Below are 12,484 nucleotides of genomic sequence, written 5' to 3'. Positions count from 1 at the left end.
CAAAATCACTTTCATACTCCGTAGCAATGACCCTTTCTACGACGACCTAGCACCACTTGGATCTGAGAACTAGTTTAGTGTTACATAAGCTCCGTTAAACCAATACTAGATGATATGGAGTTTTTTTTCACATACTCAATTGTGTTACCAAAGAGATTCACTTGTAATTTTATGTAAGCCCTATCACTAAAAACTATAAAAAACATTGATTTAAATCAAGTAAATTTTTTTTATTTTTTTACAAAAGTGTTTGTATGCAAATTATGACTGCTTAATATTGTTCCATTTAGCTATGGATTTTTAATATAAAACTGCGTTTTTTCTAAATCACTTCATTTTTATTAATGTTTTATTAAATCCTCTGCAGAAAAGCTTTAGATCAGGATTAAATTCTGAAGATCAGTATGTCGAGTCTTAAAGTTCATCCAGTGCGGTGAGCATTGGCTATGTATCTTATTGTTTTATAATGAGTGTATTTAATGAGCGTATCGTCACGCTTTTGATTTTATGCGTTTTAAATCAACCTGTTAGCGATAATTAATGACAAAGGTAGCCTGAGCATCGGCAGTGCCTGCCTGAACAGCTTTTGCGGTGGTTATGTAGCGGGCATAAAAACCAAGAGTTGCGTTTCCAGAGCTGCCAACAATCACGGCATGCGATTCTTTATTTAAAGGCAGCTCGGTTTTGTCACTGTCCAGAAGCTCAATGGCTACGTTTTCGACTGTTGAGGTTGAATCAAGAGCCAGATATTGGTCATTGGTAGGGTCACTCTTACCACTAAAGGTGGTGGTGACTGATGAATTAGCACAGTTATTAAGAGAGATTGAAAAATAGGTAGGGATTGTAGTTATTCCAGAGGATTTATAGGAGCGGGTATTCCATTGCCCTAGATTGACAGTAATGTTTTGGCTTGCAGAGCTGATGGTGCAGCTCCAGGTCACTATGTTGGCCGAGAATCGAACATTGCTCATTCCTAAGCTGTCTGCCTGGCAGTCGAAGCTAAGGCTGGAAGTTAAAGCAATGATTATTAAGCTAAATAATGCTGGCCTGTTCATTGTCCCCTCTCTATTGGAAATCAATACGCAAGTAACCGATTGCCGTAACAGGCCCTGCGGCAGGCTGATTGCCCGTCACGCTTATTGGCCAGGATTCAAGCGAGATATTGGCTCGACTGTTGTCATCTAAACGGAAAGGAATAACGCTGTGGGTATTATTCGGCGTGAGTGGCGTACCCGCAGAATTTGCCAAAATAAAGCCAACATCAGGATTATTAGACACTACCGCGTTGCCGCTGACATTACTGGCCTCGAGCCGTAAAGTCATCGTAGTTTGTGCCGATATATCATTGCAGGCGATACCAATACTTTTCTCCAGTGTATTAGCATTACTGGGCTTTTGGCCCGCTCCGGCAACTGCAAAAGACTGGGCGCTTATATTACCGAAATTAAACTCAACAACTGTTCCAGCATTAATCGTGCAACTTTGGGGTACGGTCATTGTGGCATTTAAATTAATCTGTGCCAGCGGTTGGCCTGGGCCTAATCCGGGACCGCCTTGATTGCCATATACATAGGCGATAGGCTCGTTGACAATAAAACTTGGCCCAACAAACTTTTTCTTGATTCTCAGCTTTATATTCACTCTCGATCCAGATGAGGTAATTGAAGACCAGGGGCAAAATTGGCTGCAATTATCTGAAACATCTATGAAAGGGACATTGTTGAATGGATTTGAGCCGCTGAATCTATTGAAAACTCCAATTTGCACTGCTACCTGAAGATAATCATTATCTGCCAGGTTGTACCAGTTCGTGCCGTCACCTTCTCTGGATGATAAAGTCATGGAGCCTGAAGGAAGCCCTGAATAATAGGTGGTCTGGTTCGTACAACCTCCGGCCAGTCTATATCTTCCACCAGAATAATGAGTGATCCACGGTGTGCTAAAACCTATTGTATTCGCTGAGGACATAATTGAAGTGGTATAGTCATAAATATAAGTTCCAACATCAGCAGTACAGTGCATAGCAAATGCGTTCATAGAAAATAGTGTTGAAATTAAAAAAATAATATTGTGCAAGAAGTTTTTCATCTGGTCTCTCAGTAACAGAGGTCTTTTTGCCAATGAATATAAAATTAACGGCAAAGCTCGGTAAGGTTATAAATTGGAGTTTTTTTACTTAGTTGGGGAATATCATAGCTTGCAGTACAGCTCTCATTATCTGTTGGTCCCCACTGCACCTTTAATTTTCCGCTTTGCGGCATCCCGCTTATATATGCCTGCCCATCATCTCCAACAATACTTGATGAGTCAGAACCGACTTCCTGAACCGAGGCTCCGAAGGGAATGGGATGATTATTATGATTCAGGGTAATTAATGCGCGCACCCCGATATGAGTGTCAAAGCTGGACAACACCAATGCTCCTCGGGTTGGTACCACATTTTTTACATTGTCTGTGATATCGGTCTGCGAATTCATGGTATCGGTATCCAACGCGATACGATTCAGGCGGTAAATGTCAGCGTAAGGAACAACGGTATAACCACGAAAATCCGTAGCGACGCCAGTTTTATTCTCCACGCTGACTCCGGCTGCGCCAGGAGCTTTGACAAGAATATTGGTTTCGCCCAGTGGTTGGCTGAGAGTAATGCCATTCTGGTGTGCAACCATTCCGCCAGAAAGCTGCAAGGTGTAATCATGTGTACCTGGCGCATAGCTGTATCCCAAAGCTCCAGTGCCATAGGCACCTTGAAGCTGGGCGTTGGCATTGCCAGATTCGCCATTAGTGGAGCTTTGTCCCTGCATCAGGCTGTAACTTAAATTGCTGTCCCGAAGCAGGGTTCCGCTAACGCCTGACTGTAAGGAATCGGTACCATCTGAATTATGCGAAGCATTGCTGGTGATGTACATTCTGTCCGCGACGCGGGTGCTGCCTGAATATTGATGTCCCAGAAGAGCACTGACAGGAATCGACAAATTAACCGAAGCAACATGATCGGTATCAGATATCCCCACCGATTCGGTAGAAGACAGGCTCAAAGTATAATTAATACTGTGCCAGGAATTGGAATAACCAAGTTGGTAGGTTTTGTTTTCCGCGCTCATTCCCCAGTAGCTCTGTTCACTAATTGAGGCATACATTGAGCCATACTGACCAAGGCTCTGGTTAATATTAATCTGTAGACGGTTTTTTTTCGCATAACCTAGATTGTGGTAAGAGGTGGCGGTATAGACCTCGTTGCCGTAGCCATCATCTTTTAAGCCGTATTGATAGCCTTCGGTATCTTTATAAGCCACATCGTCAAGGGTATAAAAACCTTGGTTAGAATAGCGATAGCCTGCAAACTGAAAAGTCGTGCCTGACTAGATATGTGACTTGGCGTAGGCAACATGCGCGGACTGACCGCGATAATGACTGCCGTCTGACAAGGTGCTTGCTGCCTGGGTTACGTCCAGTGAAATCGCGCCAAGATCCCCCAAGTTTTTACCGACTCCACCGGTAAATGCCTGATATTTTGCAGCCAGCTGTGTTCCGCCATAAACTGTCATTCCTTGACCAAGGCCATAAATAGCCGTGCCTTGAGCAAAAAACGGATCGTTCTGATCGTCGCTGCCGCTGCGAAAATTACCGACAATTAAGTCGTATTTTATGCGGCCGGTGCGCTGTAGCACAGGAAGGGTGGAATAAGGAATAACAAAAGTCTGAGAGGAGCCGTTGGTTCCCTGTACCGAAACGGTGAGATCGCCACTGGAAGATGTCGGGTTCAGGTCATTAATGGTAAAAGGGCCTGATGAGACATAGGTTTGATAAATAACATAGCCGTTTTGCCTGATGACAACTTTTGAACGGCTATTGGCAATGCCATGTATTGTTGGCGCAAATCCTTGAAGACTATCTGGATACATGGATTCGTCACTGTATAAACGAATGCCTTGAAAACCGACGCTGTCATAAATATCGTTACTGGTATTGCTTTCACCTAACACCAGCTCACTTTTCAAAGCAATGACTGCCCGCTCCAGATAAGTATCAATATTTGACCATTGATTACTGGTGTAACCTTTGTAACTGTCATAGGTCCAGGAGCTATTATTACGCAAACGCCAGGCTCCAAGATTTAAACCGCTGCCCAACGAAAGAAAATTACTTTGACCTGTAGTGCCTTTATCTGCCGATAAGCTGTAATTGATCAGCAATGCAGGGATCCCGTTATCCCACTGAGAAGGTGGAATGTATCCACGGGCGCGATTAGCCAACCATGCTTGCGGAAAACTCAGCTTTAGTTTTTGATCAGCAAAATCGTAATCAATGTTAGTCGCAGGGATGAGCTTTTGCACTGGCAAACACTCTCCAGTTGAATATTTATTCAGCTGTGGGATTGCCGAGGTATTAACTCCCAAGGTGTTAAGCCAATCTTTATCGAGACAGGGAGTTAAACCTCCTGCCTGTCCTGACGATTCAGTCGAATCACTCCCCGCATCTATAAACTTCATATTCTTGGTGGCTACAAACTGGTTATTTACCGAGATGTCTACCTGATAAATCCCCGCTTGCTGTTTTCCTTGTTCAAATCGTGCCAGGTCGGCAACCGAGGCGGAGTCAGCTGATAGGAAAGCAGGGTTAAAATAGCTATCGGCATAAGCCGAGCGTATACAAAGTAATAAGCAGGCAATATGACTTAAGGCGAAAAAATACCCGGGATATATTTTCCTTATTCGGCAATACTTGGTTTTATTTGAAACGTGCATAGCTTCCCGACCTGACTTTTGCTATTTAATCACGCGAGTTTGCGGCGGTGTTAATGCGCCATAGTCATTAATTGACTGAAAAGTAATCTGGCCTCCAGCAATATCCAGGTTTGCTGAGTTCATTGGCGCGACCATCACGTTTTGAGGTTTTTTACCGACAGAAGTGATATTCACCAAGGTAATGTAATACGGGGTAGGGTTAGAGATCTGAACCGAATTTCCCGTGCGGTTAAACTTTAGCTTTTGTGGTGCGTCAGTGGGCTGCGTTGGCAGATTATCCGGACGGACAAACAGCTTGATACGTGACAGGATGGCAAGTTGCAGAATGTTTTTCCCTGCGGTCTCATTTTTGTCCAGTGACGGAATCGCTTTTACATTCAAATAAAACAAAGTTTCTCTATCTTTGGGCAGCGCGGCCCCTGCATAGATGATACGCAATGTATTTTCGGTTTTCGCTTCCGAGACAAATAGCGGCGGCGTAACAACAAAATTGCTATCTTTTTTACCGTTTGCATTTTCTATCCAGCTGTTGATAAGGAAGCGCTGTGTTGTGCTGCTGTTGGAAATGGGTAATGAAGTCTGAGATGCGCCCTGAGGGTAGATAACTCGCGTTGCGCCCAAGGCAATGCCGCCGTCGGCGAACGATTGTAAAGGGGCTAATAAGAGTCCGACAGCCAGAAGGAGGGCTGATTTAAATCTGTTGTGCATTGGAATACCCAATTAACTTTTGATGCATTGGCCTAGTGGGAAATAGGCCTCTTCCCTGAGGCCGTCATAGTCCATTATTTATTATTTGTGCTTATAAACTACTGATATTGAATCACGAAGGTCGCATCGGCATCTGCCTGACCCGCAGTCACTGTCGCTGCTGTGGATTTGTAGCGTGCGGTGAACGGGATGGTGTTGTCGCCATCGGTCAGCGTTTTGGCAACAGAGTAAGTGGTGCCATCAGGCGGCAAATCGTTTGAGGCGCTGTCTAACAGCTGTATACCCACGCCAGATGCTGCAGTGGAATTGGTTCCACCGGCATTTACAGCAAACAGCGTTGAGTTGTCTTCATCCGGAGTGCCGGTGAATGCGATTGAAGCAGCAGTTGCTACGGTAGTATCACAGTTAACCAATTTGATGTTAAAAGGAATATTGGTAGTAGTTTGGCCCGCTGCGGTAATCGAGGCAGTTCTGTATTGCCCTAAATTGATGGTTTGATCTGCGGTATCGGTACTCACGGCACAGGCTGCGTTAACAAACTGACCTGTGAAATGGACAGTACCACCGTTAACGGTATTTGTTGTTGTAGTGCCTGCTGTCGCGTTTGCACAAACTGCAACCAGACTAAGGGAAGCAACAACAGAAAGTGCAATAGTTTTGTATTTCATCTTAAAGAATCCTAGCTGTGATATATACAAATTGACCTGGTCTATCCCTTACCTAGTCATATAAACGAAAAAGATCACCGGAGATAGTTGGGCATCCAGGCTTATTATTTTCCGGAAATTTTCTTCCCAAAATTACGCATGTTGCCGAATCAGACTCTGCAACAAAATAATTAAAAATCTTACGATGAATGCTCGATGGCTATTGATCATAAGCGGGAAAGAAATCTTAAAAAAATGAAAATTATAGTAATCGCTAGCACTATGACTAGCCGATAATTTGTAGTGCTTACCTAGCAATATTTAATGACGCGACAGCAACAAAAATTCTCTGTGAGGACTCAGTTTTATTTCATCACTGTTTAGCGGATTTCAGCTTCAAAATATGACAATTTAACTTAGTTACGGGTCTATCAAAAAGCAGGCGGCAATTTAATATAAAACTGATCATTTTAATAACAATCTTTGGAATAAAAGCACAAATTGTCAAAGATCGTCAGTTTACTAAAATAATTAATTTCGGATACTAACAGGTCAGCTGTATTATAAATAATCACGATTGATTGAATTTTGATCGATTTAATTTCGCGGCAAAATAGTAAATCAGGTTATAGTTTTTACTTATGTAGCAGTTAAAATAAATCAGCCTTCATGCTAGGTAATATTTAACAAGCGGTAATATTAGAGGTCATTAATAATTGGTTACTAATAGGGCTGGGGGCATTATTTATCATGCTGAAAATAATGAGGGTAATAAACGTAAAGAGTGTCGCCTTGGAAACTTCAATTTAACCTGCATGGATATGCATAAATATTAAATTATTATACCTGTGGCTTCACTATTTTAGCACCATTTTGCCCCCTCAAAGCAGTAATTGCTAAATCACAAATGCTACAAACAATGCTGGCGAGGTTACTATAGGTCGGGGTGATATGGCCTAAGCCAACATTGCACCCGACAAAACTTCTTTATTTTGCAATATGGAAACAAATAATGACCCAAATTATCGATTTGCTTAACTGGCGTTATGCCACCAAAAAGTACAATTCATCCAGGAAAGTGCCAGTGGATAAGTTGGAACGCATTCTTGAGGCTGTGCGCCTGACGGCCACAACCAGTGGTTTACAGCCGTTTGAATTGCTGGTGGTCACCAACGACGAAATTCGCGAAAAGATGAAAGCGGTAAGTTGGAATCAGGCGCAAATCACTGATTGTTCGCACTTGTTAGTGTTTGCCGCCTGGGACAATATTACTCCAGAACGCGTCAATATGATGTTTGATCTCACTAACGAGGTGCGCGGTACTGTCAATGAAGGTTGGGAAAACTATCGCAAAATGCTGCTCGGCATCGTAGCCGAACGTGGTCAGGAAGCTAACTATCAGGCCTCTGCACGACAGGCCTATATCGGCCTCGGTTCGGCAATGATTGCTGCTGCGGCGGAAGGGGTGGATGCCACGCCGATGGAAGGTTTTGACCCCGCTGCAATCGATGAAATCCTGGGTCTTTCAGCGAAAAACTTGCGTAGCGTAATTATATTACCGCTGGGCTATCGCTCAGAAGAGGGGGACTGGCTGGTTAATCTGAAGAAGGTGCGCCGCGCACGCGAAAACTTTATTACTGAAATCAAATAATCGGTTAATAAATTCGCTATCCCCTTAAAATAATGGCAATACTCCTCTCAGATGAGTTCTCTAGAGGGAGTATTGCCTTACTAAATCAGGATATTGATATGCAAATCCGCAGCGTTGAAAAACATGACTTACCCCAGTTGATGGCGCTATATCGCCATCTTAATCCCAACGATGCAGACACCGAACTGCATGATGCTGAATTAAAATTGGAACGGCTGCGAGCTTATCCAGGTAGTGACATTTTCATCGGCTGTCTGGATAAAGAGATCGTTGCGTCCTGTACGCTGGTGGTTATTCCTAATCTTACTCGCGGCGGCGCTCCTTACGCTTTGATCGAGAACGTGGTGACTCAGGCTAATTACCGTAACCGTGGGTATGGTAAGTTGCTTCTGAGCGCTGCGGTTGAGGCAGCATGGCGTGCAGATTGCTATAAAGTCATGCTACTGACAGGATCGCAGTCTGAATCGGTACATAATTTTTATCTTGCCGCTGGGTTCGAGCAAAACAAAACGGGTTTCCAAATCAGAAACTATTCCCGGTTAGATAACTAGCAGGCCGCTTCCATTAATGCTGTGGGTTAACTATTTCACTTAAAACGGTTATCAATGCGACTTCGCCAATAATTCTTTCTGCCGGTGCGCCTTGATAGGTTATCCATTCCTCATTGAAGCCATCAATCATTCGCATGCGCGGCTGAGGATTTTTTGCTCCTTGCGAACGAAATAAAGACTCCCAATTCTCCCTCGGCACTGCCTCGGCAATAACTGTTCGCCCGAGAATTTTGCTGAAAGCATTGGCAAGATTGTGTGGGGAAATTCGCTCTGGCCCTTCGAGTTCGACAATACGTTTTCCCGTCCACTTTTCCTGTAACAAATTAGCCGCGACGCGGCCAACATCCGCAGTGGCCACCATTGGAACGGTTTTATCCAACGGTTGCAGGAAGCTGTGGATCACGCCATTACTGCGCGCGGAATCGAGGTCAAAGGCTGAATTTTCGATAAACCAGCCCGGGCGCAGGAACGCAATCGGCAGATCCAGGGCGGATAAAGCTTGTTCCATGAGAGTGCGTTGAGTCAGCAAATTGCTCTGCGTAGCCTGTGCCCCAATGGTTGACAGGCATACGACCTTTTGCGGCCTCGCGGCTTTGAGGGCATCACAAACGGCAAGGATAACTTTTGTGGCCTCTGGGAAATCGGGTTCAGGGTCAAAATCTGAAGGTGGGAGAATAAACACGGCGGTTGCTCCCAGGAAAGCCGCCTCTAGCGCTTTTGCATCAGCCATATCCGCCAAGGCAATCTCACATCCAAGCTTTTGCCAGAATGGCGCTTTTGTAGCATCGCGGATCACCGCACGAACGGGTTTGCCTGCTTTAAGCAATTGACGCGCAACTACGCCGCCGACTTTCCCGGTAATACCAGTTATTACATACATTTATTTCTTCCTTACTTTCTAATATTAGAATGGATAGGGTGTAAAGCTGTTGCTTTCTGTAAGCCGTGATGGGAAGTATAAAGAGGATCATTAGTTGACAGAATGCACATCGGGTCATAACTTTAATGACGTTTACGCATCAATACCTTTTACAGGAATAAATCATGAGCTTTGACGGGCGACTGCTTTCTAACATCAATGTATTAGCCGCGATAGTCCACAGCGGGAGCTTTGCACGCGCGGCCGAAGCACTAAGCCTGTCGCCTTCCGGAGTAAGTCGAGCAGTGAGTCGTCTTGAGTCGAGCATCGGTATTCGGCTGTTCGACCGCACCACGCGGGCTGTGACCTTAACGGACGAAGGCAGGAGGCTGTATGAAGAAATTAGTCCATTATTGGCGGGGATTAGCGACGCGGTAAGTCTGGCATCGGGGGCATCGACCGCGGTGCATGGCCGGCTGCGTGTCAACGTCGATCCTTATTTTTCGCGGCGAATACTGGCTCCGCACCTTAACGAGTTTCTGAATAAATACCCGGGCATCTCATTAGAGATAATGGTGCGAGATCAATTAGGTGACATCGTTGCGGAAGGTTTTGATATCGCGGTGCGATTTGGGCAGCCACCATCTTCTTCACTGATTGCCCGCAAACTATTTGAAACTCAAACGGTTACCGTGGCGTCCGCCGACTATGTTCGGCGGCATGGTGCTCCACAAAGCCCGGCCGATTTAATTCACCATGCTTGTATACAGATGCGGAGTTCAATGACCGGCATGCCGCTGGAATGGGTCTATTCAGCTAAAGGTGACAATGTAACGGCTGATATTTCAAGTCGATTATTGGTCAATGAATCTGAAACTCTGCTGGCGGCCTGCCTTGCGGGTGCCGGGATTGCCAGGATGAAGGCCGAAGGAGTGAAAGAGTTACTGGCGCAAGGAGATTTGGTCGAGCTGATGACCGATTGGACGGGGGAGAAGTTTCAACTTTTCGCCCTGTATCCGTCACGACACCTGCCCGCGGCAAAAGTACGGGCGTTTATAGATTTCATCATCGGGTTGCTGGTGGCCAAACCTGATAAATTGATTGTATTTCAACCTGTTGAACAGCAGTAAGACCTGAGGTCAACACTCAGGCCGAATCAAAAGTAAACAGAGCTTTATGCCAGAAACCAGTGCCCGTTGTTAGAGTACTGAATGCTTTGATATCACGTGCTAATCATCAAAGCGTAGTGCAACAGCAGCGGCAAATACTCAAACCAGTCGAAGTTTGGTCTCTACGGCGACACCAATAATTTCATAGTCATCCTTGATGACAAACATCGGCCAGGCAGGGTTTAAGCCTTTCAAGTATTTTTCCCCGGCATCCACAACATACTTTTTAAACGTTGCTTCGTTTGCGCCGCTTAACTTTGCAATCACCAGGTCACCGCTCACTGCTTCGCGGCAAGTGTCAAACAGTGCATAGGTTCCTTCAGGAATGCTGAGCCCCAGAGGTGCCGTCATCGAGTCATTATTCACACGAGTCCAGAATCCGTCGCCAAGCAGCGGAGCATCAGACTCAAACCATAAATCAATGTTTTTCAATGCGTTAACATCCAGAGGCTTTTCAAGATTTGCAGCCTGAGCATGAGTTAACACCGGATATCTGATGCACAGCGTATTCGGTTGAATTTCTGAATCAACCTTATCAAAATCAATACCATACATTAAATGTGTTGGAGAACAGTTCAAGGCAAAACTCAGCGAGATAAGGTTGCCTCCTTTGGGCTCGCTTTCCGAATTTTCCCACTGAGATATGGTGACATGAGAAACACGTAGCAGCTTAGCAAGATCCCTTTGGGTGAGTTGAAGCTCTTTCCTTAGTGCTTGAATACGATCGCCAATTGACCCGTCAATAATAAAACGCCCCGCCATAATGTCTCGTTGTTTCTTATCCATCTTCCAATCTCACGTAGTTTAACTATTCTGAAAACCATTTTAGTCTTGCGGCAATAAAAATAATAAGACGAAATATAGTTATATCAAATTTACTTAGCAAAAAGTGAGTTTGAAAATCTTTTTTTCACTAATGTAAAATTTCTTGAAGAATAGCTTAGCAACATTGCTGAATGTGAGAGGTGCAAGAGGCATGCAATCCTACAGTTAAAGATAAAATGTTAATTATTTCAATCAGATAGTTAATTTCTGCGTCCATTTTATAACTTGTTGGCATCATAAATTTTAATTAACTGATCCTTTTTTTTAACATTATTCCGAATGTGTTCTATCCATAAGCAAGCTTAGGTGTTCTCGTTCCAGGAACAATAAGTTTTTAAATTAAAGTCAGCAAAAAAACAATTCGCTTAATGGTCTAGTCAACACTGAAATAGCGTACCCTAATCAACAAGTCATCATTCTAATAGGTCATTAGTCGTCTAGGCTAGAAACTGAATGTATTGGGGGCAAACTATTACTCTCCCCATTTTCGGCAAGCGCACTTTCAAGCCAGTTAGATTTATCTATTGAAAAGGTTTCCTTGCTAAAGTAACTCATTAGCCAGCTACGAACCTCATTAATCATTAGTCGTTTATCTAACCCCGCTTCTTTTTCAGCCATGAATTCTAACTGAATTAAAAGTGTGTTAAGAGTCACTTCTTCCCTGTTGAAGATAAGGTTGATCGTGGCTTCACCAATCAAGCTATTACCCTTCACTTCATCAGAAATTATCAATGTTGCCTCCAAATCATTTCTGGTTTCTACGCTATAACCACGGCTTCATTATAGTATGGAATTCTTGTGCAATTACAGTCTTATGCAATCAGAAACGAGTAAAATCTGAGTAATATAATATTTCAGAAGAAGCGTGTAATGAATAATATCAATAAAATCATTGATTTATAGTTTATTTTTGATTCCCCATTTAATTTTTACTGAATAAATTTCCTGCCAGGAGATTCTTGTTAACTTAAGTTAACGAGGTGGTGATTAAATCATCATAATTATTCATGTCGTGGATTAATCGTAGGCATCTAATTAATGGCTATCTGTTGTTTGCACTAATAAAGAGTTAAACTAAAGTTGAAACAAAGGATAGGAGTGGAGGGAAAACAATTGAACGAGGAAAGAACAGCAAGTTCAGAGGATGTCCAGGCTGTTATAGGTCGTGTAGTGTCGTCTTTGATTATAGCGGGCAAGCCGATATACCTACAAGAAATTGCTGCCATGCTGATGCATCAGGCAAATGAAGCCACTGATCCCGGTTTAAAGAAACATTGCCTCGAGGCTTTACGACTGATCGCCGATAAAATGAACTGACTCTTGAAC

The 12,484-nt window shown here is 43.8% G+C and carries 11 protein-coding genes and 1 pseudogene; 4 read left to right on the top strand and 8 right to left on the bottom strand.

The annotated features are described in order from the left end of the window. Window positions 1-527: 527 nt before the first annotated feature. The 5 genes and pseudogenes from AB3G37_RS13885 to fimA form a co-directional block, all read right to left on the bottom strand. A complete protein-coding gene (locus AB3G37_RS13885) occupies window positions 528-1,055 on the bottom strand; it encodes a fimbrial protein (protein ID WP_369788159.1) in 528 nt (175 codons plus the stop codon). Between the two features lie 10 nt (window positions 1,056-1,065). After that, window positions 1,066-2,088: a fimbrial protein gene (locus AB3G37_RS13880; protein ID WP_369788158.1), complete on the bottom strand. Its 1,023-nt coding sequence runs from the start codon at window positions 2,086-2,088 to the stop codon at window positions 1,066-1,068. Window positions 2,089-2,132: 44 nt separating this feature from the next. Continuing rightward, window positions 2,133-4,748 (bottom strand): annotated as a pseudogene (fimD, locus tag AB3G37_RS13875) (outer membrane usher protein FimD). A 21-nt stretch (window positions 4,749-4,769) separates the two neighbouring features. Further along, window positions 4,770-5,456, bottom strand: coding sequence for a fimbria/pilus periplasmic chaperone (locus AB3G37_RS13870; RefSeq protein WP_369788157.1), 687 nt, complete (start codon window positions 5,454-5,456; stop codon window positions 4,770-4,772). Between the two features lie 98 nt (window positions 5,457-5,554). Then, complete coding sequence (fimA, locus tag AB3G37_RS13865; RefSeq protein WP_009635458.1) at window positions 5,555-6,124, bottom strand: type 1 fimbrial major subunit FimA; 570 nt, start codon at window positions 6,122-6,124, stop codon at window positions 5,555-5,557. Window positions 6,125-7,115: 991 nt separating this feature from the next. Here fimA and AB3G37_RS13860 point away from each other — a divergent pair. Both AB3G37_RS13860 and AB3G37_RS13855 read left to right on the top strand, forming a co-directional pair. After that, window positions 7,116-7,754 carry an NAD(P)H-dependent oxidoreductase gene (locus tag AB3G37_RS13860; protein ID WP_009635459.1) on the top strand — a complete coding sequence of 213 codons (639 nt, stop codon included), beginning with the start codon at window positions 7,116-7,118 and terminating at the stop codon, window positions 7,752-7,754. Window positions 7,755-7,852: 98 nt separating this feature from the next. Further along, window positions 7,853-8,305 carry a GNAT family N-acetyltransferase gene (locus AB3G37_RS13855; RefSeq protein WP_369788156.1) on the top strand — a complete coding sequence of 151 codons (453 nt, stop codon included), beginning with the start codon at window positions 7,853-7,855 and terminating at the stop codon, window positions 8,303-8,305. A gap of 13 nt (window positions 8,306-8,318) precedes the next feature. Here the strand turns inward: AB3G37_RS13855 and AB3G37_RS13850 are convergent, their stop codons facing one another. After that, the gene (locus tag AB3G37_RS13850) at window positions 8,319-9,185 is read right to left on the bottom strand and encodes an NmrA family NAD(P)-binding protein (RefSeq protein ID WP_369788155.1); all 867 of its coding nucleotides are present in this window, start codon (window positions 9,183-9,185) and stop codon (window positions 8,319-8,321) included. A 164-nt stretch (window positions 9,186-9,349) separates the two neighbouring features. Here AB3G37_RS13850 and AB3G37_RS13845 point away from each other — a divergent pair, with 164 nt between their 5' ends. Next, complete coding sequence (locus AB3G37_RS13845) at window positions 9,350-10,294, top strand: LysR family transcriptional regulator (RefSeq protein ID WP_369788154.1); 945 nt, start codon at window positions 9,350-9,352, stop codon at window positions 10,292-10,294. 138 nt (window positions 10,295-10,432) lie between these two features. On the opposite strand, the gene AB3G37_RS13840 is transcribed toward AB3G37_RS13845, so the two are convergent. Both AB3G37_RS13840 and AB3G37_RS13835 read right to left on the bottom strand, forming a co-directional pair. Beyond that, window positions 10,433-11,119: a S24 family peptidase gene (locus AB3G37_RS13840; protein ID WP_009635463.1), complete on the bottom strand. Its 687-nt coding sequence runs from the start codon at window positions 11,117-11,119 to the stop codon at window positions 10,433-10,435. Between the two features lie 468 nt (window positions 11,120-11,587). Further along, window positions 11,588-11,890: a hypothetical protein gene (locus AB3G37_RS13835; RefSeq protein ID WP_369788153.1), complete on the bottom strand. Its 303-nt coding sequence runs from the start codon at window positions 11,888-11,890 to the stop codon at window positions 11,588-11,590. A gap of 366 nt (window positions 11,891-12,256) precedes the next feature. Between AB3G37_RS13835 and AB3G37_RS13830 the strand changes: the two genes are divergently transcribed. After that, window positions 12,257-12,475 (top strand): hypothetical protein, encoded by a 219-nt coding sequence (locus AB3G37_RS13830; RefSeq protein WP_369788152.1) that lies wholly within the window; start codon window positions 12,257-12,259, stop codon window positions 12,473-12,475. Window positions 12,476-12,484: the final 9 nt, after the last annotated feature.

Source organism: Rouxiella sp. WC2420 (genome assembly GCF_041200025.1).
Taxonomy (GTDB): Bacteria; Pseudomonadota; Gammaproteobacteria; order Enterobacterales; family Enterobacteriaceae; genus Rouxiella.
Note: the sequence above shows the minus strand (reverse complement) of the source record. Positions and strands in the feature narration are given on the sequence as shown.

Coding starts and splice junctions, on each gene's coding strand:
- AB3G37_RS13885 (WP_369788159.1), bottom strand. CDS start 1,055: ATGAACAGGCCAGCATTATTTAGCTTAATAATCATTGCTTTAACTTCC.
- AB3G37_RS13880 (WP_369788158.1), bottom strand. CDS start 2,088: ATGAAAAACTTCTTGCACAATATTATTTTTTTAATTTCAACACTATTT.
- AB3G37_RS13870 (WP_369788157.1), bottom strand. CDS start 5,456: ATGCACAACAGATTTAAATCAGCCCTCCTTCTGGCTGTCGGACTCTTA.
- fimA (WP_009635458.1), bottom strand. CDS start 6,124: ATGAAATACAAAACTATTGCACTTTCTGTTGTTGCTTCCCTTAGTCTG.
- AB3G37_RS13860 (WP_009635459.1), top strand. CDS start 7,116: ATGACCCAAATTATCGATTTGCTTAACTGGCGTTATGCCACCAAAAAG.
- AB3G37_RS13855 (WP_369788156.1), top strand. CDS start 7,853: ATGCAAATCCGCAGCGTTGAAAAACATGACTTACCCCAGTTGATGGCG.
- AB3G37_RS13850 (WP_369788155.1), bottom strand. CDS start 9,185: ATGTATGTAATAACTGGTATTACCGGGAAAGTCGGCGGCGTAGTTGCG.
- AB3G37_RS13845 (WP_369788154.1), top strand. CDS start 9,350: ATGAGCTTTGACGGGCGACTGCTTTCTAACATCAATGTATTAGCCGCG.
- AB3G37_RS13840 (WP_009635463.1), bottom strand. CDS start 11,119: ATGGATAAGAAACAACGAGACATTATGGCGGGGCGTTTTATTATTGAC.